Here is a 22,139-nt window from a genome sequence, read left to right as displayed (position 1 = left end):
ATACCCCCCTCAAGCTTCTGCTTCCGGGCTGCGCTGGCGAGTTATCGCGTAATAGTGGGCACCGAGAGCAGCTACAGGTGCCAGAAATATGCAAACCGCAATCGGTAGTACGCCTTTGCCGAGCAGCAATGGCATCAACTGGGCAATCACGGCTCCGGCCAACAGTTGGATAAACCCCATCAGCCCGGAGGCGGTGGCCGCGGATGTTGGCGAACAGCAGATTGCAGCGGACTGGGCATTGGGTTGGCTCAATCCGCGGCCGAAAGTTACCAGCGCCATCGGAAGAAACAGCGTGGCATAGGTCAGCGTACTACCAAGCGTGAAGCCGAGCAGTGTCAGTCCGCCGGTCAGCGAGAGCACATTACCTGACAACAGCACCTGATCGGTACCGGCGTGCGAGGCCACCCGCGTCGACAAGAAACTGCCTGCCATAAATGCCAGCGACACCGTCAGGAACCAGGTGCCAAACAGCGCAGAGTTACCACCGAGGTCGTCGACGATATAGGGTGCGGTGCCAACGAACATATAGAATGCCGCGGCGATGCAGGTGGTGGAGAGAGCATAGCCAATATACCCCTCCGAGTTGAAGACACTGGCATAACGCCGGATGACCGGCCCCAACCTCAGGCTGTCGCTCCTCACACAGCAGGTTTCCGGCAACTGCAGCGTGGCGACAAGAAGTGCGACGCCGCCCATGCCCAGGGAAACATAGAAGATGGAATTCCATCCCGCCCAGAGATTCAGAAAGCCCCCGACCGTCGGGGCGATTGTCTGGGCAGTGGCAATTGCCATAACGACATAACCCATGCGGGCGGAGGCTCCCTCGCGACCATAGATGTCGATGATGATTGTGCGTGCCATGACCATAGCGGCACTGCCACCGAGTGCCTGCAATACGCGGCCAGAGATCAGCTGAGTCACATCGGGTGCGAGGGCCGCCAGCAGGCTCCCGAGGGTGTGGAAAACCAGCCCCCCCAGCAGGATTGGACGACGTCCGAAGTGGTCGGCCAGCGGGCCGGACAACAACTGGCCGAACGCCAGCGTGAACAGGTAAGCGGTAAAGCTCAACTGGATCACACTGACATCGGTCTGCAGCTCCCGGGCCGCGTCCGGCATCGCCGGCACGAAGAGGTTGAGCGCCAACGGGCTCGCCATGGCGATCAGCGTCATCAGTGCGATGGACGGTGCGCGCACCGGGGTATCAGCAATCATATTCGACGATGTCTCAGTATGGGTCGCGGATGACCAGCAGGCGCAGTTCGGTCATGTCCTCAATGGCGTAGCGCACACCCTCACGACCAAGACCGCTGTCCTTGACGCCGCCATAAGGCATGTGGTCCACGCGCCAGGACGGTACGTCACCGATAACAACACCACCGACCTCAAGTTTGTCCCAGGCACTCTGAATCTTGTAGATATCCCGAGTAAAGATGCCGGCCTGCAGACCGAAATCGGAGTTGTTGATTTCGTCCAGGGCCGCATCGAAATCGCTGAATCGGGACAGGATCGCCACCGGACCGAACGCCTCCTGGCAGTTCACATTGGTGTTCACGGGCACGTTTTCCAGCAGGGTGGCCTGCAGCATGGCACCGCCGCGCTCACCACCGGCCAGCACCGTGGCGCCCGCTTCCTTCGCCTCCAGCACCCAGTCATGCAGGCGGGTGGCCTCCTTCTCGGAGATCATCGGGCCGATAAAGGTGCTTTCGTCCTTGGGGTCGCCATGGACCAGTCCATTGACGGCAGTGCTCAGTTTCTCCCGTACTTCGTCGTAGTGGGATTCATGCACAATGATGCGCTGCACGCTGATGCAGCTCTGGCCGGACTGGTAATAGGCGCCAAAAACAATGCGGGCCACGGCGTCGTTAATGTCACTGCCCTCGTCGACGATACAGGCGGCATTTCCGCCGAGTTCCAGCACGACTGGCTTTTTGCCGGCGCGGGCCTTGAGGGCCCAGCCCACTTCTGGCGAACCGGTGAAGCTTAGCAGCTTGAGCCGGTCATCTGTGGTGAACAGGTCGGCGCCATCACGGCGGCAGGGCAGGATGGAAAATGCCCCTTTGGGCAGATCGGTTTCCGCCAGGACTTCACCGATGATCAGTGCGCCGATCGGAGTCAGGCTGGCGGGTTTCAGGATAAAAGGGCAGCCCGCTGCCAGCGCCGGTGCCACCTTGTGCGCGGCCAGGTTCAGCGGGAAGTTGAACGGTGAAATAAACGAACATGGGCCAATGGGTACCCGCTTCCACATGCCGGTGTAGCCTTCGGCGCGTGGGTTGATGTCCATCGGTACTACTTCGCCGCCGATACGTACAGCTTCCTCGCCGGCAATGCGGAAAGTATCGATCAGCCGGGTGACCTCGCCACGGGCATCCCTGATCGGCTTGCCGGCCTCGATGCACAGTGCCTCGGCCAGTTCCTCGGAGCGTTCTTCGAAGCGCTTGACGCAGTGGTAAAGAATCGCCTGGCGCTTGTAGGCGGGCAGCTTGCGCATCGGCTCGGCCGCCGAAGTGGCCGCTGCAACTGCCTGATCAATGGCTTCGGCATCAGCCAGTGCCACCCGGGCGGCTATTTCACCGGAATACTTGTCGTACACCACCAGGTCCTGATTTGGCGACACCGGGGTGTTGGCGAGGAAGTACGGGTAACTTTCTTGAAGCATTACGAGGTGATCTCCATCTGACGAGGAGCGGGTTCTGCCACTCCAAGATAGTTAATATATTAAGTACAAATTTAGTTAACATATTATCTAATGTCAATGTCTTCAGATCAGGGGATCGCTGGTTCAGAAAGGTGCTTCAGGGTTTCAGATCGCAGAGTTTGTTCAGCAACTCTTCTAGTTTTTTCATGTCCTCAGGCGAGAAACGCTCAGTCATTTCCTGGTAGCGTGTTTCGAGGAGAGGGCTCATTCTGGCGAACATCTCCTTGGATTTTTCAGTCAGGCTGAGCAGGATTCGGCGCTGATCCTCGCTGGACTTTCGGCGTTTTATGTAACCCTGCTGTTCCAGCCGGTTGATGATTCCGGTAAGGCTGGGGCTGAGGATGCAGCAGAGTTCTGCAAGTTGTTTCGACTCCAGTTCCTCGAATTCGTTGAGAGCCCGGATGACACGCCATTGCTGTTCGGTAAGAGGGATCTCCTGGAGAAGCGGGCGGAAAAAGCCCATGGCAGCCTCGCGGGCCTTGAGTAGCCGCAGGGGAAGCGAGTCATCAAACTTGCGCATGTATTGAGTTACCTTAGTCGTCCAGTCTCTGGGGGTTCTGCTAGTCGTTGCGAAAATGAGCAATGGATCATTTTATTAATATATTAAGGAATGTCTAGTGTGTTCTGTGGACCGCCATGTCTTTGCGGAATTGCTGGGCGGTCATACCGGTATGCTTCTTGAAGAAACGTGAGAAGTAAGCAGGATCGGAGAAGCCAAGCTGGTAGCAAATCTCGTTACTGGAAAGATTGCTGAAAATCAGCAGGCGCTTGCTTTCCTGAATCACCCGGTCGTGGATCAGCCGTTTGGGGGACCTGTTGGCAATTCGCTGACAGGTCTGATTCAACCGGCTTTCCGAAATCGCCATTTCCGTAGTGTAGCGAGGCAGATGCCACTGCTCCTGATAGTGCTCCTCTATCATATTGGCAAAATAACGGAACAGCCGCAGATCCTCACTGTTTACGGTTCTGCTGGCGGACCGTTTAAAAGAAAGCCGGGCCATGCGGATCAGTAACAGCCGGACCAGACTCTTCATTGCCAGTTCCTTCGCCACCTGATCCGAAGACCATTCCATCTGGATATCTTGCAGTACTCGGACCAGCAGTGTCCATTGGGCTTTCTGTCCTCTGGGGAGCCGGTCCCGTTCCAGACAGATGCCTTCGGTGAGGCTGGCATCGATTTCGCGACCGACGTTGTCCTGCATGAGTTGCCATACCAGGGACTGATGAATTGTCAGGACGTGTCCACGGGCACTGGGATCGGTGCGGAAGGAATGGGGAATGGATGCCGGCGTAAAGAAACAACTGGGCCCGGTTACTTCGTAGACCTTGTCATCGATATGAAAATCGATCGCGCCATGATCGATATAGTGAATCTGGACATACTGGGCATGGCGGTGCACCGGCATGTCGCGGCCATAGAACGCAGCCAGATTTTCCAACACATCATAATGTATGGGGGCATCCAGATAACGTCTGTCGTAATCCTGACCCAGGATGATGTTGGGAATCCATTCGGTATGATTTTCTTCGCTCATGAGGCGAATATAGCAGCTTTTTGAGGGCGCCCGGTCCCCGTGCAGCGACACGGGGACCGGCTGGTTTGGTCTGGGATGCGCATCAGCCCTTGCCAAGCTGTGGTACCCGGTGAGTACCGTGCGCGATGCAGACGTTCTTGGTTTCCATGTAGAAGTCGAAGCTCCAGTCGCCGCCGTCACGGCCGATGCCGGACATCTTGGTACCGCCGAACGGGGAGGGCAGGTTGCGGCTGTTCTCGGAGTTCACCCACAACATGCCAGCCTCGACATGCCGGGCCATGCGCATGGCCCGACCGGTATTTTCGGTCCAGATGTACCCTGACAGGCCGTATTCCGTATCGTTGGCGATTGCGATCGCTTCCTCTTCGGTGTCGAAGGTGATGGTGGTCAGCACCGGCCCGAAAATCTCTTCCTGCGCGATGCGCATCCTGCTGCTGGCTTCGGTGAACAGGGTCGGCTCCAGGTAGTTGCCGGCCGGATCCAGATCACCGTTCGCCTCGGTGATGCGCTGGCCACCCACGGCGATGTTGGCGCCATCTTCTCTGGCGATGTCGAAATAGCTCAGCACCTTGTCGTAGTGCTCTTTGTGTACCAGCGGACCGACTTCCGTGTTCGGGTCCAGCGGGTGGCCAACCTTAAGGTTGCGAACCCGCTGCTCCAATGCGGCCATGAACTTGTCACGAATGCCACTCTGGATCAGCAATCGGCTAGAAGACGTACAGCGCTGGCCGTTGAGGCTGTAGATCATGAACACAACTGCGTCCAGCGCTCGATCGAAGTCGGCGTCATCAAACACAATGACCGGGTTCTTTCCACCCAGTTCGAAATGCATGCGTTTAAGGGTATCGGCACCCTGGCGCATGACGTGGGAACCAGTGGCGGATTCTCCCACCAGCGCCACAGCCTTGATTGCGGGATGTTCGGTCATACATTTGCCGACGCTCTCGCCGAAGCCATTGACCATGTTCCAGACGCCTTTGGGCAGGGTTTCATTGGCGATCTCGGCGAGGATATGCGCACTCAGCGGGGTCAGTTCGGCCGGCTTGTGGACAACGGTACAGCCTGCCGCCAGAGCCGGAGCGATTTTCCAGGTAGACAGCATGAACGGCGTATTCCAGGGCGTGATGATGCCCACCGGACCAATCGCCTTTCGGATCGTAAAGTTGGTATGTTCCGGTTGCTGGAGGGCGAGGCCATCCTGGGCTTCCGGCGCCTTGTCAGCAAAGAAGCGGAAATTGGCGGCGCCGCGCTCGGCAGCCTTTTTCATGAAACGGATGGCCTGGCCGCAGTCCATGGCCTCGACCAGGGCGATTTCGTCAGCACGCTCGACCAGGCGGTCGGCGAATTTGTTGAGGAGTCGCTTGCGCTCGGCGCCCGGTGTGGCGGCCCAGGCTTCAAAGGCATCTTCGGCAGCCTTGCAGGCGGCATCCATATCGTCGGTTGACCCGGCCATGACCTTACCGATGGGGGTATTGTCGGTCGGCGTGATGTTGTCGTATTCCTTGCCGCCGTTACCCAGGGTGAACTCACCGTTGATGTAATGGCCGGTGGTGTTGTTTCTGAAGCGCTCCAGGTAGCGTTGGGCACGTTCCAGGTTGGTCGCTTGTGTTTCACTCATGATCGTTCTCCTGAAGGCTCAGTATTTGTCGCCGAAGTACTCTTTTTCGGAGACGATGCGTGTCTCCAGTGAGCAGATGTTTTCGATGGTGCAGATCACGGTGTCGCCGGGCTGCATGTCGACCACACCGTGGGGGGTACCGGTGGCGATCATGTCACCCGGGTTCAGGGTCATGATCTTGCTCAGGTATTCCACCAGAAAGGGAACGTCGAAGATCATATCGCTGGTGGAGCCGTCCTGGGTGATCTTGCCGTTGACTTCGGTAGTCAGGCGCAGGTTGTTGGCGTCCGCCACGTCCTCGCGATCAACAATCCACGGTCCCATCGGCAACAGGGAGTCCCGGCTCTTTACCCGCAGGTTGGGGCGATAGTAGTTCTCCAGATAGTCGCGGATTGCGAAGTCGTTGCAGACCGTGTAGCCGGCAACATAGTCCATTGCATCTTCGCGCCTGATGTTCTTGCCGGTTTTACCGATCACCGCCACCAGTTCGCATTCGTAATGCTGGAACTCGATGTTGTCGGGGCGGTAGCTGACCTGCTTGTGCCCGGTCAGGGTATTGGCATGCTTGATGAAAACCAGTGGTTCCTTGGGCGGTTCGAACGACAGCTCGGTGGCGTGGTCGGCGTAGTTCAGGCCCAGCGCGAAGATGGTGCCGGGGTCCTTTACCGGCGCCAGCCAGGTGATATCGTTCGAATCCAGTGCAACGTCCAGCACCTCGCCGTCAGTGGTGGTGATGCGATCGTTGGTATCGATGTCGATGTCCAGCTCACGGCCGTCAAAAATGATGCGTGCGTGTCTCATGGCTCAGGCACCTCCCAGTGTGTTGGTCAGGGTGCCGACACCCTCGATGGTTGCTTCCACTCTGTCACCCTGGGCAACCGGAACACGGTCACCGGCAAAGCCGACGGCGATGATCTCCCCCGGCTGCAGCGTCATGATCCAGGAGATCGTGCTGATCAGCTCGGCAACGCTGCGCTGCATGTCAGCCAGCGCAAACGCACTCTTCTGCTCCTCATTAACACGGATGGTGACAGTGAGGGCGTCCGGGTTGGCGATGGTGTCGGCCGGGACGATCTCCGGGCCGACCGGCGCGGAAGTGTCCAGGCATTTGCCCTTGATATCGGGGCGGAAGTAGTTTTCTTCCGGCAGCGAAAAATCGCTGACGATGGTGTAGCCACGGACATAATCCAGTGCTTCAGCCTGACTGACGCGGCAGGTTTCGCGGCCAATGACCACGCCCAGGCTGGCGCCAACGGCCATGGCTGTAACGTCGCTGCCGTCGAAGTCCTTCGCCCATTCCACCTCGGCACCATCAACATTCCAGGTGTTACGCGGCTTGTAATACAGCACTGGCTGGGTCGGTGGTTTCTTGTAGGGGGCTTCGTTGAATGTCCCCTCCAGAGCAGTCAACTGGGACTTGTCGTTCAGTGCGACGCAGACCAGCTTGCTGTGAACCAGGGTGTTTGCTGTCATGATTAACCTTTTCTTGTGGTGGCCGCCATTGACTAGTAGCCGGCCTGAGGTTTGTCGTCTTGAACCGGTGCGCCCTGTTTGAAGCGCTGCGCCAGCTTTCGGGTTTCGTTGGCCAGGATCAAAGTGTCGACACCGACACCGACAAAATTGGCACCCTGGCGGATGTAGCTTTCCGCCAGAGATGGGTCGGGGCAGAGCAGGCCGGCATACTTGCCGGCAGTACGTATCCTGTGGAGGCCCTTGTTGATGGTGTCGACCACCTCCCGGTTACCCGCGTCGCCGATGTAGCCCATGGAAGCGGACAGGTCGGATGGGCCTATGAACACTCCGTCGACACCCTCAATGGCGAGAATTTCGTCAAGGTTTTCCATGGCACTGGCGGTTTCCACCTGGACGATCAGGCAGATCTCGTCATTGGCCTTTTTCAGATAGCCTGGTATCTGATTCCAGCGGGCCGCGCGGGCCAGCGAGGTGCCCAGGCCGCGAATGCCGTCCGGTGGATAGCGAACCGCCTTTACCAACTGTTTCGCTTGCTCCGCGTCCTCTACCATTGGTACCAGTAGCGTCTGCACACCAATATCGAGCAGTTGCTTGATCAGCGCAGTATTGCCTTCGACACAACGTACAACCGGGGCGACGTCGTAGGGTGCCATAGCCTGCAGGTGAGACATTATGGTGCGCAAGTCGAATGGGGCGTGTTCGCCATCTATCAGCAGCCAATCAAAACCGGCTGCCGCGGCGATTTCGGCCGCGCTGTTGTCCGGCAGGCCCAGCCAGAGCCCATATTGGGTTTCCCCGGTGGCCAAACCCTGTTTGAAACGATTTTTGGGCAGTTCCATGCGTGGTCCCTCCGTGCAGTCTGGTTATTCGAAGTTCAGGGTCACACCACCCAGAGAGCCGAAATCTGCATGCACGGTATCGCCGGCCTTGACCGGGACGGGGCGGGTGAACGAGCCGGACAGGATGACCTGGCCCGGTTCGAGACCAACATTGTGCGGCGCGAAGCGCTTGCAAACCCAGGTTATGCCTTTGAGGGGGTTCCCCAGAACACCACCGGCAAGGCCGGTTTCTTCGATCTGGCCGTTCAGGTACAGCATACAGCCGGCCCACCGCAAGTCGATGTCCGTCGGGCGAATGGGGCGGCCACCCAGAACGATGCCTGCATTGGCGGCATTGTCCGAAATAGTATCGTAGACCTTGCGCGTGTAGCCGGTTTCGGGATCGGTGCGCAGGCACCGGGCCGCGATCAGTTCGAGGGACGGGATTACGTAATCAGTGGCGTTGATAACATCGAAGATGGTGACGGTACTGCCGAACAGAGGTTTTTTCAGTACGAAGGCCAGTTCGACTTCTATGCGCGGATCAAGGAAGTCGGATGCCTTGATGGTGGCGCCATCCTCGAACAGCATGTCATCAAGCAAAACGCCATAGTCCGGCTCATCAATATTGGATGACATCTGCATGGCACGGGAAGTCAGGCCAATCTTGTAGCCCATTACCTTACGGCCTTCGGCCACTTTACGATCCACCCAGGCTTTCTGGATGGCGTAGGCATCCTCCATGGTCATATCCGGGTAGTCGAGTGTCAGGGCCGGGATCTGTTTGCGGCTGGTCTCGGCCTGGTATAGGCGGTCGGCAGCCGTTTCGATCTGTTCTTTCGTCAACATGCTTGCTATGCACCTTTATTTGTCGAGGGGATGACCGGCGATGGCCTGTCACGAGCCGCAATTGCCCAGGTTCCGAGGCCGGGATGAACTCTGAGTCTCATAAACAATCATTTTATTTTAGTTAACATATTAACTAAGTCAAGGGGCAGATTCCAGGCTTCTGAACACCTGCCTGGCAGGCGTGTGTCATTTCATAGAGCGTGTTGACAAAACTTAATATGTTAATTAGATTCTGGTGAGTGGTCTCTGTGCTGAAGTAACGTCAGGGGCGTCAACCAATAACGATGAACCTATTATCCGGGACTCATTCTATGCCTCATTTCATCGTTGAGTATTCAGGTAATCTCCACGACCGCCTGGAGTTCCAGCCGCTGTTTGCAAGCTTACACGAGTACATTGTCTCTACCGGGGCTTTTCCGATTGGTGGTGTGCGTAGCCGGGCTATTCGTTGTGACGACTTCCGGGTCGCGGATGGCAGGGAAGGCTTCTCCTTTCTCAACCTGACTCTGAAGATCGGTCATGGCCGAGAGATGGTGTTGAAGCAGGAAGTTGCGGAGCGGGTGTTCGACATTCTCTGCGACTGGATGAAGCCGGTCACTGATACCAGCTATTGTCAGATCTCATTCGAGATGACGGAGCTGGATCCTGTTCTCAAATTCAACAAAAACAACATTCATCCACTGTTCTCAACTACCTGAGGGGAGTCTGACATGGGGGGCGCTGCAAGACCTGTAGTGGCAGCGTCAGGAAGGTTCGTAGGTCTTTCAGGGCCGCGGCAACGCAAGTAATAACTACAAAACTATCAGGAGATAGGCCGTTATGACAAAAACAAAACTCTTTTCTAAAGCCGCCATCCTTTCATTGGGGATGGCAATATCCGCCAGCGCTTTCGCCGCCACGACATTGCACGTCGGGACCTGGCTGCCACCGACCAACCCACAGAACGCCGTGGTCTGGCCGACATGGGCCAAATGGGTCGAAGAGGCCACGGAAGGGCGGGTTAAGGTTGAAATCGAACACGATCTGGGCCACCCGAAAACCATGTTCCAGCTGGTAGAGGACGGTGTCGTCAACGCCGGATTCAGTTACCACGGTTACGTTCCGGGCCGTTTCAAGTTGCCCCAGATAGTGGAATTGCCGGGCCTGGGTGTAGGAGCCGAGGCGGGTTCGGTAGCACTGTGGCGGGTGTATAACAAGTACTTTATGGACTCCGGCGAGTTTGTAGGCCTGACCCTCCTGGGCATGTTTACCCATGGTCCGGGCTATATCCAGTCCATTGATCCAATCACCTCCTTCGACCAGATAAAGGGCAAGAAGATTCGCATTGGTGGTGGCGTCCAGACCGAGCTTGGCGAGCGAATGGGCGTGACTGCGGTTTCAGCGCCAGCCCCCGAAGTCTATCAAATGATGCAGCAGGGCGTGATTGATGGTGCCTTCCTCCCCATGGGTGAGCAGAAGACCCTGCGTCTTAAGGAAGTGGCGCCCAACGTCACGATGCTCCCTGGAGGCATGTACCTCGGCAGTTTTTCCATGTTCATCGATCCATATTTCCTGGAAAAGCTGGACCCCAAGGATCGCGAGGCGATCATGAGCGTATCGGGTGAAAAACTCTCCGCCCTGGCCGGACGCGCCTGGGATGGTATTGATGACGAGGGCCTGAAGGCCGCGCAGGAAGCCGGCGTCAACATCATCCGGGTGAAGGAAGGGGATCAGATGGCTCAGGAGTTCCAGAAGCTGATTCAGGGCATGGACGAACAGTGGATTCAGAGCGTGTCTGATCGTGCTCCGAATGCCCGAAAAGCGCTCAAAGAGCTGCGGACCGTTGCTCGAGAGTATGAGCGTGAGCACCAGGAGTAACCGCATGTCTCTCGCTAAATGGGTTAACAGGCATTATAGCGAGAAGGGGCCAGCCAAGTGGCTGGTCTTCCTTCTGGAGGCTGTAGCAGCGTCAGTTCTCTTCCTGCTCATGTTGACTACCTGCCTGGACGTGGCCGGTCGTTATCTCTTCAACAGTCCCGTTCCCGGGGCCACTGAGCTCACCCGACTCGGCCTTGCCCTGATGGTATTCGCGGCGATGCCGGTGATCACTTATCGAGGTGGCCATATCGTGGTTGATCTGCTTGATAATGTGCTGGGGCAAACGGTTTTGAAGGTTCTCGGACTGGTTTCGGCCCTGATTATTTCCTCTTCGATGTATTTCCTTGGGGTACGGATCTTTGAGCTTGGCGAGAGATCGATCCGGCGTGGTGTTGTGACGGAATTTCTCGGCATGCCCAGTGGTTATATTTCCGAGTACATCGCCATAATGAGTTGGCTGACCGCCGCCGCCATGATAACGCTCGGCGTTTATCGCACCCTGTTCACTCCTAAAAAATAAACCAATCAGTTACGGAAAATTCTATGACCGTCGTGCTGACCGGCTTTGCCGTTCTCCTTTTCATGATCTTGGTTCTGAGGGTGCCGATTGCCTTTGCCATGGGTCTGGTCGGTTTCTTTGGCTTCGCTTTTCTGATGGGGCTGGACCTGAACAACTTCATGGATTTCCGTTGGCGGGGCGCCCTGTCGATGGCGTCGAACCGGGTGATTGATACGGTCCAGAATTATGGCCTGTCGGTAATTCCGTTGTTCGTGCTGATGGGTAACCTGGTGACCCGTTCGGGCCTGGCCCAGGAGCTTTACCACGTTTCCAATGCCTTTCTCGGTCATCGCAAGGGCGGACTGTCAATGGCAACGGTGGTAGCCTGTGGTGGTTTCTCGGCGATCTGTGGCTCCAGTCTGGCAACCTCCGCGACCATGGGCAAGGTGGCCATGCCACCGATGCGCAAATACGGTTATGCCGACTCTTTGGCTACCGCCTCTATCGCTGCTGGCGGCACTCTGGGCATCCTGATTCCGCCGAGCGTGATTCTGATAATTTACGGTCTGCTGACCGAGTCCTCTATCCGTGAACTGTTCGCCGCCGGTTTTATTCCAGGCATCCTCGGCATGCTAATGTATATGGGCGCGGTGCGTTATGTGGTTTGGCGTGATCCCAGCGCCGGCCCCGCGGGTGAGAAAGCCGAATGGCCGGAACGTTTGCTCGCGCTGAAGGGAGTTTGGGGTGTATTGCTGTTGTTCACCGTCGTCATGGGCGGTATCTATCTGGGTGTCTTCACGCCTACGGAAGCGGCGGGCATCGGTGCCGGTGGCGCTTTTCTGATTGCCCTCGCTCGGCGCAGCCTCACTTTGTCGACACTCTTCGAAACACTGGCGGATACAGCGCGTACTTCTGCGATGCTGTTTGCCGTGGTGATCGGGGCGCTGATTTTCTCGGACTTTATTAACCGGGCCGGGCTTCCGGGCATGTTGCTGGAGTTGGTGACTGCGCTGGATGTGGACCCGATTGTCGTGATTCTGGCAATTTTGGGTATCTACATTGTGCTTGGGATGGTGTTTGAAAGCCTGTCGATGATCCTGTTGACAGTGCCGGTGTTCTATCCACTTGTGGAGAGTATGGGCTTCGATCTGGTGTGGTTCGGCATCGTTGTCGTTGTCGTGACTGAGATCAGTCTGATCACGCCGCCAGTGGGTATGAACGTCTTTGTGCTCAGTGCAGTATTGAGAGATGTCAAAACGGGCACTATCTTCAAGGGTGTTACACCATTCTGGTGTGCCGATATTGTGCGTTTGGCGCTGATTGTGTTTATTGCTCAGATTGCACTGTTCTTGCCGGACCTGCTGTACGGCTAAGCAGTACAGCCTTACCTGTCCCGGATGAATTGAGGAGAAGAACAATGTTTCATGATGTTAAAAAGATTTTATATGTCTCCGATCTTGATCAAGGTTCACGTCCGGCATTCCGTGCAGCGGTCAGCCTGTGTGGTCACTACTCCGGCGCTCAGATCACTTATCTGTACGTGATTGAGTCCCTGTCGGGTACCGCCCGCAGTTTGCTGAGTAACATGATGGAGGAAAAAGAGCTCGACGACATGCTGCACAAAGGCGTTGAGGCGCTGAGCGTCAAGATCCGCGGGCGGATAGAGCGCTTCTGCGAGGAAGAGCTGGAAGAGCACGAAGTGTTAAGCATTAAGAACATTGAGGCGCGCATCGAGGAAGGCACGCCCTGGCGTAAAATCCTTGAAGTCGGCGACGAGATGAATGCCGATGTGATCGTTATGGGAACCCGCAAGCACAGCGCGCTAGGGCAGGCACTGATGGGCTCTACCGCGATCAAGACGCTTACTCACTCCAAGCGTCCGGTGCTGATAGTGCCGCTGGGTGTTGCCTGATACCCTGCCCATGGTGGCTGCAATATTGATAAAGCTTGCGCTTTATTAGCCGACAATAAAAAACGCCAGCCCGAGGGCTGGCGTTTTCATGGAGCTACCTTTCTACCTTTGAGGTCAGAAGGTCAGGTCTTAAGCAACGTTCGCTTCAGACGCCTTGCTGGTGTATTTCTCCATCTGGTCGAAGTTGAGATACTTGTAGATCTCTTTCGACATGCTGTTCAGGTCCTTGGCGTACTCCATGTACTCCGCAGCGGAGGGGAGTTTGCCCAGTACCGCGCCAACGGCCGCCAGTTCCGCAGAGGTCAGATACACGTTGGCACCGTCGCCCAGGCGGTTGGGGAAGTTACGGGTAGAGGTGGACAGCACGGTGCTCTTCGCAGCAACACGGGCCTGGTTACCCATGCACAGGGAACAGCCCGGCATCTCGGTGCGAACACCGGCGGTGCCGTAGATGTTGAAGTAACCTTCTTCCATCAGCTGGGCCTGGTCCATCTTGGTGGGCGGTGACATCCACAGACGGGTCTTCAGGGGTTCCTTGTTCTGTGCCAGCAGTTTGCCAGCGGCACGGAAGTGACCGATGTTGGTCATGCAGGAACCGATGAAGACTTCGTCAACCTTGTCGCCGGCAACTTCGGACAGGGTGCGGGCATCGTCCGGATCATTCGGGCAGCACACGATAGGCTCTTTGATTTCAGCCAGATCGATTTCCACCACGTGGGAGTACTCGGCGTCCTTGTCAGCACGCATCAGCTTCGGATCGGCAATCCACTCTTCCATCTGCTGGGCACGACGCTCCAGGGTACGTGGGTCGCCGTAACCTTCGGCAATCATCCAGCGCAGCATGGTGATGTTGGAGCGCAGGTACTCGGCCACGGACTCTTCAGACAGGTTGATGGTACAACCGGCGGCGGAGCGCTCGGCGGACGCGTCAGACAGCTCGAATGCCTGCTCTACGGTCAGGTGTTCAAGGCCTTCGATTTCCAGGATACGACCGGAGAATTCGTTGATCTTGCCTTTCTTCTCAACTGTCAGCATGCCCTGCTTGATGCCATACAGCGGGATGGCGTGTACCAGGTCACGCAGGGTGATACCGGGCTGCATTTCGCCTTTGAAGCGAACCAGAACCGATTCCGGCATATCCAGCGGCATAACGCCGGTCGCAGCGGCAAATGCTACCAGACCAGAACCGGCCGGGAAGGAGATGCCCATCGGGAAACGGGTGTGGGAATCACCACCGGTGCCCACGGTATCCGGCAGCAGCATGCGGTTCAGCCAGGAGTGGATGATACCGTCGCCCGGGCGCAGGGAAACACCGCCACGGTTGCGGATGAAGTCCGGCATGGTGTGCTGCATTTCCACGTCAACCGGCTTTGGATAAGCGGCGGTGTGACAGAACGACTGCATTACCAGATCCGCCTGGAAACCCAGGCACGCCAGGTCTTTCAGTTCGTCGCGGGTCATCGGGCCAGTGGTGTCCTGAGAGCCGACGGTGGTCATGTGCGGCTCGCAATAGGTGCCAGGGCGAACGCCTTTGCCTTCTTCCAGGCCACAGGCCTTGCCGACCATCTTCTGACCCAGGGTGAAGCCTTTGGTGCCTTCCTCTGGATCATTGGGCAGACGGAAGATGTCGGTGGCACCCATACCAAGTGCCGTTCGAGCCTTGGCGGTCAGGCCACGACCGATGATCAGCGGGATACGGCCGCCGGCCTGCACTTCGTCCAGAATCACGTCGGACTTGAAACCGAATTCGGAGATGGTTTCTCCGGCTTCGTTCAGGATCTTGCCGTCATAAGGGCGGACTTCTATAACGTCGCCCATGTTCATGTTGTCGACCGGTGCTTCGAAGACCAGGGCGCCGGCGTCTTCCATGGTGTTGAAGAAGATCGGGGCAACCTTGTTACCGATACAGATACCGCCGGCACGCTTGTTGGGCACACCCGGGATGTCGTCACCGAAGAACCACAGAACCGAGTTGGTGGCAGACTTCCGTGAAGAACCGGTGCCGACAACATCACCCACGAAGGCAACGGGCAGGCCCTTGGACTTGATTTCGTCGATCTGGCTCATGGGGCCGGTTACGCCTGGCTCATCCGGATTCAGGCCGTCGCGCTCCATTTTATAGGCAGCGCGTGCGTGCAGCGGGATATCCGGGCGGGACCAGGCGTCCGGGGCCGGAGACAGGTCGTCGGTGTTGGTTTCGCCGGTCACCTTGAAGACCACCATTTTGGTGCTCTCGGGGACTTTATTCTTGTTGGTGAACCACTCGGCGTTGGCCCAGGATTCAACCACAGATTTGGCAATGGCGTTGCCGGCATCCATTTTTTCTTTCACATCGTTGAAGGCATCAAACATCAGCAGGGTGTGCTTGAGCTCTTTACCTGCCAGCTCGGCCAGTTCGCTGTCGTCCAGAAGGTCAACCAGAGTGGCAATGTTGTAGCCACCCTGCATCATGCCCAGCAGTTGGACGGCCTTCTTCTTGTCGATCAGTGGGGAGGTGGCCTCACCTTTGACAATGGCAGACAGGAAAGCGGCTTTGACATAAGCGGCTTCGTCGACACCTGGCGGGATGCGGTTTTCCAGAAGGTAAACCAGAGTTTCTTCTTCACCGGCAGGTGGATTTTTCAGGAGATCGACCAGCGCAGCAGTCTGCTCGGCATTCAGAGGCTTGGGGGGAATGCCCAGAGCTTCGCGTTCTGCAACGTGTTCACGGTAGGCTTCTAACACGATATGGACCCTCATCAGTTGGAATGTTCCGCGCCCTGGCGTCGATGCCTGGCGGGAAGTTTTATGGTGGAAAAGGCGTTAAGTTGGCGCTGCATTCTATAGGAAAGCCCTTACAAAGTTAAGTTGGACAGAGGTCGGAGGAATCTGTTATTTGCGCTATACTCGCCGGCCGCAAATCATCACTGTAATGACGCCATGAACGACGCCCTGCAAGAGATCCACGACTTTCTACCATGCCGGACCCCTCGACAATGGATCGACAACGCTCTGGCAAACCAGGACCTGATGCTGATCGATCACGCCCACTGCGAGAAAAAGGCAGCTTCGACGGCCCTGAGCCTGATGTATCGCTACGTGGACAACACCGACCTGCTTAACAAGATGTCCCGTCTGGCCCGGGAAGAACTGCGCCATTTCGAGCAGGTGCTGGCTATTATGAAGAAACGTGGCGTGCGCTATGACCACCTGACACCCGCGCGCTATGCCGCCGGCTTGCGCAAAGAGGTGAGGGCAGAAGATCCGGGCCGGCTGGTGGATGTTCTGATTGTCGGGGCCATAATTGAGGCCCGCTCCTGTGAACGATTTGCCGCTCTGGCTCCGCATCTTGATGACAAACTGTCGGATTTCTACAACGGACTGCTGAAGTCCGAAGCGCGCCACTATCGGGATTATCTGGCCCTGGCAGAACAGGCTGCAGGTGGTCCGGTGGGTGATCGTATTGGTATCTTTCTGGAACTGGAGAAGCAACTGATTGAGTCACCGGATACCAAATTCCGGTTTCATAGCGGACCAGTCTGATCTATCTTTAAAGCCTGGCCGAAACAAACAACCCACAGGCGCATTTGCACATTATGCTCGTTATCAGTGCCGCATCGAGATATGGCCGATGCCTGCTGCATTAAGAAGACTCTGGTCGACGGGTGTGGCTGGCAACCCGGTCAGTTTACGGCGCCAGATAGAACTTTGTAACCAGGTAGGGCTGTTTGGGGCCGCTGCCACCGTTCCCTACCAGTTCTTTTATTTTTTCTACGATTTTGCCCTTTATCGCGGCGTTTTCCTGGCCAACCTGATATTCATTGCTGCGTACCTGCTGGTGTTGCTGATCAACCGCAGGGGCTGGTACAACACTGCCAGAAACCTGTTGCTGGTTAATGCGTCCTGCCAGTTGTTTGTTGTGACGTTTTTCATCAGCGCGGGTGCCGGAGTGCACCTCTTTTATTTCACCCTCGCAGCTATTCTGGTTTTCCTTTTTCAGCACCTCCATGTTCTGCTGTATAGCGCCATCATGACCGCATTTGGCTCGCTTTATGTAGCTGCGCATTTCCTGTTTCCACAGGGCTCCGTTGCCGCACCGGTACCATCACCGTGGATTGATATTATGTATGCAGGCAGCGTTGCGGGCGTGCTGACTTTGTCCGGTGTCTTTCTCTATCTGTTCCGAAAAAATATCGATCAGGCAGAGAGCGAACTGACGATTAACAATCGCTACCTTGAGACGCTGTGCAGCACCGATCCATTGACGGGGCTGGCCAACCGGCGCGGTCTGGATGAAACACTTGAGCGGGAATGGGCGCGCCTGTCACGCCACCCGGCGCCCCTGTCGGTGATCATGTGTGATGTGGACCATTTCAAGCTGTTCAATGATCGCTACGGCCACGATTATGGCGACAGGTGTCTGCAGCAGATTGCAACGACCCTGAAAGATAGGGTCTCCCGGCCCTCAGATCTGGTGGCACGCTACGGTGGGGAGGAGTTTGCACTGGTTTTGCCTGGCACCGGTGAGGAAGGTGCCCGCTACCTGGGAGAGAAGTTGCGTGAGGCGGTGCGGGAACTGGCTGTCCCCAATGCTGATGTGGGTACGGGCGCCTATATCACGATCAGCGTCGGGGTGACCAGCATTGATCATTTCCGTTCAGATGAGGCCGCTTGCCTGCTCAAGAGAGCTGACAAGGCGCTTTACCGGGCCAAGGAGAGTGGTCGCAATCAGGTGGTTTTCCTGCCATACAACAGCCCGCGCTCTTCCGGCAACGGTGGGTCCTGAAGCTGCTCACAGAGATCGATCCAGCGGTCAATGCCGGCGCTCCGGTATTTCTGCTTGTGCAGGATGAAGTAGAAGGTCCGGTCGAACTGTCGTTCTTCAGGAACTTTCAGTGGTACCAGGCTTCCCCGCCGAAACGCATCCGCCAGGCAGACCCTGGACAGGCAACCAATGCCTAGGTTGGCTTCTACGGCGCGCTTGATGGCTTCCGTGTGTTCGAGTTCCAGCAGAATGTCAAGGTCCGGTAGCAGTCCGTGCATGCCCCGCTCAAAGGTCTGACGGGTGCCCGAACCTTGCTCCCGCATGACCCAGGTGGCGGACCGCAGGTCCGGGTCTGAAAGCTTTTCCTTGTCGGCAAGAGGATGGTTTGGAGAGCAGAAGACCACCAGTTCGTCTCCCCGCCACGGGATGACCTCCAGTTCCGAGGACTGCAATTCCCCCTCGATCAGCCCGATGTCCAGCTCGAAGTCACTGACCCGTTTGGCAATGGTGCGTGTATTGGCGACTTCGAGGGACACTTTGGGGTGGGTAGGGGTATTCATGTATTGGGCCATAACGCCCACGGCCAGATAGTTACCGATAGTGAGGGTCGCGCCAACCTTGAGGGCGCCAACCTCGGTATGCTTGCTGAAGGCCTGCTCCAGTTCGCCGGCCTGAGCCAGCAGGGCTTCTACTTTCGGCCGGTAAAGTCGGCCCAGCTCATTCAGTTGAAGGCGTTTGCCCACCCGGTCAAAGAGCTGGATATCAAACTGGTTTTCCAGTTCCTTCAGGGCACTGCTGGCAGCGGACTGGGACATGGCCAGGGAATCTGCAGCCCGGGTGATGTTCTGGAAGTGCGCTGCGGCCAGGAAAACCTCAAGCTGACGAAAACTGAACTTCATAATCGATAAACCCGAATAAGGTTATGAAAATATCCCATTTTGTCGATAGGTTACCTATGGGTTACTATTTACACAATGATTTTCATCCATTTGCCAACGGCTAACAAACGGGCGATACCATGAGCAACCTGAACAAAGAGCGTGTAACAAGTGTTCGTCACTGGAACGACACACTCTTCAGCTTTACGACCACTCGTGACCCTGGGTTCCGGTTCAAGAATGGCCATTTCACCATGATTGGCCTGGAAACCGACGGCAAGCCGCTGATGCGCGCCTACAGCATTGCCAGCGCCAACTATGAAGAGGAGCTGGAATTCTTCTCCATCAAGGTGCAGGACGGCCCGCTGACCTCACGGTTGCAGAAGATCGAGGTGGGCGATGAGATCATGGTAAGCCGCAAGCCAACGGGCACCCTGATCATGGACAACCTGCTGCCGGGCAAGAACCTCTGGCTGATCAGCACCGGCACCGGCCTGGCGCCGTTCATCAGCATCATCAAAGACCCCGAGGTATACGAGGCCTTTGATAAGGTTATTGTTACCCACGGGGTTCGTTACAAGTCTGAACTGGCTTACCAGGATGAGATTGAAGAACTGCCGAAAAACGAGTTCTTTGGTGAAATGGTGGAGGGCAAGTTGCTCTACTATCCCACAGTCACCCGTGAGGAGTTCCGTAATACCGGGCGCCTGACCGACGCCATGGAAAATGGCAAGCTCACCCAAGACTTGGGTCTGCCCGAGTTTGATCTCGAGAACGATCGCTTCATGGTCTGTGGCAGCCCGAGCATGCTGAAAGATACCTGCTCCATTCTTAACAACATGGGCTTCAAGGAAGCGCGCCACGGTAATCTCGGGCACTATGTGATCGAGAGGGCGTTTGTGGAGCAGTAATCTGACCACTTGTGCAATGGCAATCAGCCTATTCTCAGGCAGAATAGGTTGAAACCGATGAGGCAGGAGTGGATGTTTGAAAAAAGCCATGGTGATCCTCGGTGTGGCGCTGATGGTTGCCGCACTTGCCAGTTATGCCTCCCGCCCTGTACCTGTTGAGCAGAAGCTCATTTCAATACAGGCCCGGGAGGCTTTGCCCGGCTTTGACCGCATAAAACACGAACCCGTTGAGGTGCAGGCGGCCATTCTGGACCTGGGCGATGACCGCCTGACACTGCTGAAGGCCCAGGCCGCTCTGCTTGCCTACCCCGACATGGCGCGCACGATTCTTCCTCTTTACGCGTCTGAACCCGAGTTTCGTGAAGTATTGCGCACCTACGGTGAAAGCGCTCTGCCACCCATACACTACTTTATTCGCCAGCCAATCAGCTCCATTGAATGGATGAACACGGCGGCCCGCCAGTATGAACGTGCCAAGGGATACATTGCGGAGTTGAGAGGCGAAGAGACGGCCCAGCCAGAGAAAGTTGAGCCACTGTCGCCTGAGGAACGTGGCTGGTACGCCGTGAATTTCATCCGCAACGAAGGGCACGATTTTCTGGGGCAGTTTGTGGTGGCCGCCAATGGCCAGACCCAGTGGGTCCAGACCGAGCGGGTTACCGAGGGCATCACTCAGTTCTTCACCAGCGGTGTGCGACAGCTGGAAGCCAATTACCGCACCGGTGAGGAGATTTCTGCCAGCGATATTGGCTGGGCCTCGGTGGATGTGCTGGTGTTTGCCAGTGCCGTAAAGGTGCTTCGTGCCGGCCGCACGGCGGCGAAAGCAACCCAGGGAGCCAGGCTTTCAACCCGGTCAGCTGCACTGGCTGCCCGTATTACCGGTAGCGGGCGACTGATTCTCAGCAGTGCCCGGTATGCAAAATGGCCCGTAATCCTGGGGGCAGGGTACCTTGTGGTCACACATCCCAGTCTGATCAATGATTTTTTTGCCGGGGTGGCGGATGTGCTGGGCGTATCTCCTGTGGCCATGCAGATTGCGGGCTGGTTAATCATCCTTGTGCCGGCCCTGTACATCCTCAGCTGGTTGTTATGGCCCGCTATTGCGCTGCTCCGGGGACTCCTCGCGGTCCTCTACCGGCTTGCAGGAAGAAGGCCCGGCTATTCGGGCCTTCAGTGAGACCTGGCAGAGCAGCACGCACTGGCCGCTTTGTTCAGGGACGGCAAACATACCAGTAGTTCTGGAAATCATGATCCAGCTCATGGACGTCAATAGTGCGGAAGCCCGCTGCCTGAAAGTACTCAAGTGCCTTTTCCCGGCCCCACATGGCTCCCAGACCTTCGCCATCCTGCGCCAGCGAAACGGTCATGCAGTGCATGCAGGAAATGGTGTAAAGCAACGGCCCGATCGGGTGGTCACGGTCACCGTGGTGATGGCTTGATCCCTTGATGTCCTGGGCCAGATAAACACCATCGTCAGCCAGCGCCTTCCGGATACCCCGCAGTACGCTGAGAGGGTCCCGTTGGTCGTGGACGGCATCGAAGGTTGTGATCAGATGGTATGGGCCGGGTTTGTCGGCAAGTTCCAGGCGGCTTACGTCAAAGACTTTGAACGTTATATTGTTGTTTCCGAGCGCCCTGGCTTCCTGACTGGCATACCTGATGGCATCTTCGGACAGGTCGTACCCGGTGAACCGGCTGCGCGGGAATAACGTGGCCAGCCTGTTCAATGCCCGTCCCCTGCCGCAACCCACGTCGAGGACTTCAATGCCCTGGCCCAGCCGATTGGTCAGTCCCGGTACAAGCGGCAGTATATGAGTTTCCAGGGCCGGAACAACGGACTGACCGCTGTCCTCGGCCATGACATCATGAAACCGCCCGAAGCGTTCGTACGGGACCCCCCCACCGTGCTTGAAGCAGTGGACAATGTCATCCTCCACGGAGCCAAGCAGGGGGATATACTGGGCAAATACCGCCATGTTGTCGGTCGGTGACTGCCGGCAGAGGCTGGCAGCGTGTTCCGGCGGCAGGTAGTAGGTTCCGCTCTCGGCATTGTTCTCAACAATCCCGCCAACGGTCATCGCACCGAGCCATTCCCTGACGTAACGCTCATCAAGTCCGGCCTTTTCGGCAATTCGGGCGCTAGTTGCAGGTGGCATGTCCGACATGGTGTCAAACAGGCCGGTGCGGTGCCCTACCGAGAGCATCAGTGACAATGCGCCGGAGTTGAGCAGATCCACCATTCGTTCGCCGAAGGCGTCTGCGGCTTCCTGATCTGTTTCGTGGTCTTCGTAAATGATGGTCTCAGCGTTGCCTGTCATAACTGTGTCCTCCTCATTAATGGTGGCTGGTT

The 22,139-nt window shown here is 56.8% G+C and carries 21 protein-coding genes; 9 read left to right on the top strand and 12 right to left on the bottom strand.

The genetic code is table 11. The features are described from left to right. Positions 1-9: 9 nt before the first annotated feature. The 9 genes from FDP08_RS04795 to hpaH all read right to left on the bottom strand — a co-directional run bounded on the left by FDP08_RS04795 (position 10) and on the right by hpaH (position 8,988). Positions 10-1,212, bottom strand: a complete 1,203-nt coding sequence (locus FDP08_RS04795) for a multidrug effflux MFS transporter (RefSeq protein WP_137434871.1) — start codon at positions 1,210-1,212, stop codon at positions 10-12. Positions 1,213-1,225: 13 nt separating this feature from the next. Next, entirely contained in the window at positions 1,226-2,656 is a 1,431-nt protein-coding gene (locus FDP08_RS04790) for an aldehyde dehydrogenase family protein (RefSeq protein WP_137434870.1), read from the bottom strand. A gap of 136 nt (positions 2,657-2,792) precedes the next feature. Further along, positions 2,793-3,215 carry a homoprotocatechuate degradation operon regulator HpaR gene (hpaR, locus tag FDP08_RS04785; RefSeq protein ID WP_137434869.1) on the bottom strand — a complete coding sequence of 141 codons (423 nt, stop codon included), beginning with the start codon at positions 3,213-3,215 and terminating at the stop codon, positions 2,793-2,795. A 94-nt stretch (positions 3,216-3,309) separates the two neighbouring features. Continuing rightward, a complete protein-coding gene (gene hpaA, locus FDP08_RS04780; RefSeq protein WP_137434868.1) occupies positions 3,310-4,230 on the bottom strand; it encodes a 4-hydroxyphenylacetate catabolism regulatory protein HpaA in 921 nt (306 codons plus the stop codon). An 82-nt stretch (positions 4,231-4,312) separates the two neighbouring features. Continuing rightward, entirely contained in the window at positions 4,313-5,848 is a 1,536-nt protein-coding gene (gene hpaE, locus FDP08_RS04775; protein ID WP_137434867.1) for a 5-carboxymethyl-2-hydroxymuconate semialdehyde dehydrogenase, read from the bottom strand. An 18-nt stretch (positions 5,849-5,866) separates the two neighbouring features. Next, complete coding sequence (locus FDP08_RS04770; RefSeq protein WP_137434866.1) at positions 5,867-6,649, bottom strand: fumarylacetoacetate hydrolase family protein; 783 nt, start codon at positions 6,647-6,649, stop codon at positions 5,867-5,869. A gap of 3 nt (positions 6,650-6,652) precedes the next feature. Further along, a complete protein-coding gene (locus FDP08_RS04765; RefSeq protein WP_137434865.1) occupies positions 6,653-7,321 on the bottom strand; it encodes a fumarylacetoacetate hydrolase family protein in 669 nt (222 codons plus the stop codon). A gap of 32 nt (positions 7,322-7,353) precedes the next feature. After that, positions 7,354-8,160 (bottom strand): 4-hydroxy-2-oxoheptanedioate aldolase, encoded by an 807-nt coding sequence (gene hpaI, locus FDP08_RS04760; protein WP_137434864.1) that lies wholly within the window; start codon positions 8,158-8,160, stop codon positions 7,354-7,356. A 24-nt stretch (positions 8,161-8,184) separates the two neighbouring features. Further along, positions 8,185-8,988: a 2-oxo-hept-4-ene-1,7-dioate hydratase gene (gene hpaH / locus FDP08_RS04755; protein WP_137434863.1), complete on the bottom strand. Its 804-nt coding sequence runs from the start codon at positions 8,986-8,988 to the stop codon at positions 8,185-8,187. A 311-nt stretch (positions 8,989-9,299) separates the two neighbouring features. On the opposite strand from hpaH, the gene FDP08_RS04750 reads away from it, so the two are divergent. The 5 genes from FDP08_RS04750 (at position 9,300) to FDP08_RS04730 (ending at position 13,256) form a co-directional block, all read left to right on the top strand. Further along, positions 9,300-9,686: a 5-carboxymethyl-2-hydroxymuconate Delta-isomerase gene (locus tag FDP08_RS04750; RefSeq protein ID WP_137434862.1), complete on the top strand. Its 387-nt coding sequence runs from the start codon at positions 9,300-9,302 to the stop codon at positions 9,684-9,686. 121 nt (positions 9,687-9,807) lie between these two features. Next, positions 9,808-10,845 (top strand): TRAP transporter substrate-binding protein, encoded by a 1,038-nt coding sequence (locus tag FDP08_RS04745; RefSeq protein WP_137434861.1) that lies wholly within the window; start codon positions 9,808-9,810, stop codon positions 10,843-10,845. A 4-nt stretch (positions 10,846-10,849) separates the two neighbouring features. After that, positions 10,850-11,365, top strand: coding sequence for a TRAP transporter small permease (locus FDP08_RS04740; protein ID WP_137434860.1), 516 nt, complete (start codon positions 10,850-10,852; stop codon positions 11,363-11,365). A gap of 23 nt (positions 11,366-11,388) precedes the next feature. Continuing rightward, the gene (locus FDP08_RS04735; RefSeq protein WP_137434859.1) at positions 11,389-12,717 is read left to right on the top strand and encodes a TRAP transporter large permease; all 1,329 of its coding nucleotides are present in this window, start codon (positions 11,389-11,391) and stop codon (positions 12,715-12,717) included. 44 nt (positions 12,718-12,761) lie between these two features. After that, complete coding sequence (locus FDP08_RS04730) at positions 12,762-13,256, top strand: universal stress protein (protein ID WP_137434858.1); 495 nt, start codon at positions 12,762-12,764, stop codon at positions 13,254-13,256. Between the two features lie 129 nt (positions 13,257-13,385). Here FDP08_RS04730 and FDP08_RS04725 read toward each other — a convergent pair whose 3' ends face one another. Continuing rightward, entirely contained in the window at positions 13,386-15,980 is a 2,595-nt protein-coding gene (locus FDP08_RS04725; protein ID WP_137434857.1) for a bifunctional aconitate hydratase 2/2-methylisocitrate dehydratase, read from the bottom strand. Positions 15,981-16,175: 195 nt separating this feature from the next. Between FDP08_RS04725 and FDP08_RS04720 the strand changes: the two genes are divergently transcribed. Both FDP08_RS04720 and FDP08_RS04715 read left to right on the top strand, forming a co-directional pair. Then, positions 16,176-16,778: a MiaE family protein gene (locus FDP08_RS04720; RefSeq protein WP_137434856.1), complete on the top strand. Its 603-nt coding sequence runs from the start codon at positions 16,176-16,178 to the stop codon at positions 16,776-16,778. Between the two features lie 88 nt (positions 16,779-16,866). Next, entirely contained in the window at positions 16,867-18,021 is a 1,155-nt protein-coding gene (locus FDP08_RS04715) for a GGDEF domain-containing protein (RefSeq protein WP_137434855.1), read from the top strand. Here the strand turns inward: FDP08_RS04715 and FDP08_RS04710 are convergent. Further along, the gene (locus FDP08_RS04710; protein ID WP_137434854.1) at positions 17,964-18,899 is read right to left on the bottom strand and encodes a LysR family transcriptional regulator; all 936 of its coding nucleotides are present in this window, start codon (positions 18,897-18,899) and stop codon (positions 17,964-17,966) included. The two genes, FDP08_RS04715 and FDP08_RS04710, sit on opposite strands and share 58 nt — an antisense overlap. Positions 18,900-19,018: 119 nt before the next feature. Between FDP08_RS04710 and FDP08_RS04705 the strand changes: the two genes are divergently transcribed. After that, positions 19,019-19,789, top strand: coding sequence for a ferredoxin--NADP reductase (locus FDP08_RS04705; protein WP_137434853.1), 771 nt, complete (start codon positions 19,019-19,021; stop codon positions 19,787-19,789). A 76-nt stretch (positions 19,790-19,865) separates the two neighbouring features. Then, the gene (locus FDP08_RS04700) at positions 19,866-20,966 is read left to right on the top strand and encodes a hypothetical protein (protein ID WP_228263234.1); all 1,101 of its coding nucleotides are present in this window, start codon (positions 19,866-19,868) and stop codon (positions 20,964-20,966) included. Between the two features lie 34 nt (positions 20,967-21,000). On the opposite strand, the gene FDP08_RS04695 is transcribed toward FDP08_RS04700, so the two are convergent. Next, positions 21,001-22,107, bottom strand: coding sequence for a class I SAM-dependent methyltransferase (locus FDP08_RS04695; protein ID WP_137434852.1), 1,107 nt, complete (start codon positions 22,105-22,107; stop codon positions 21,001-21,003). Positions 22,108-22,139: the final 32 nt, after the last annotated feature.

It is taken from the genome of Marinobacter panjinensis, assembly GCF_005298175.1.
Taxonomy (GTDB): domain Bacteria; phylum Pseudomonadota; class Gammaproteobacteria; order Pseudomonadales; family Oleiphilaceae; genus Marinobacter; species Marinobacter panjinensis.
Note: the sequence above shows the minus strand (reverse complement) of the source record. Positions and strands in the feature narration are given on the sequence as shown.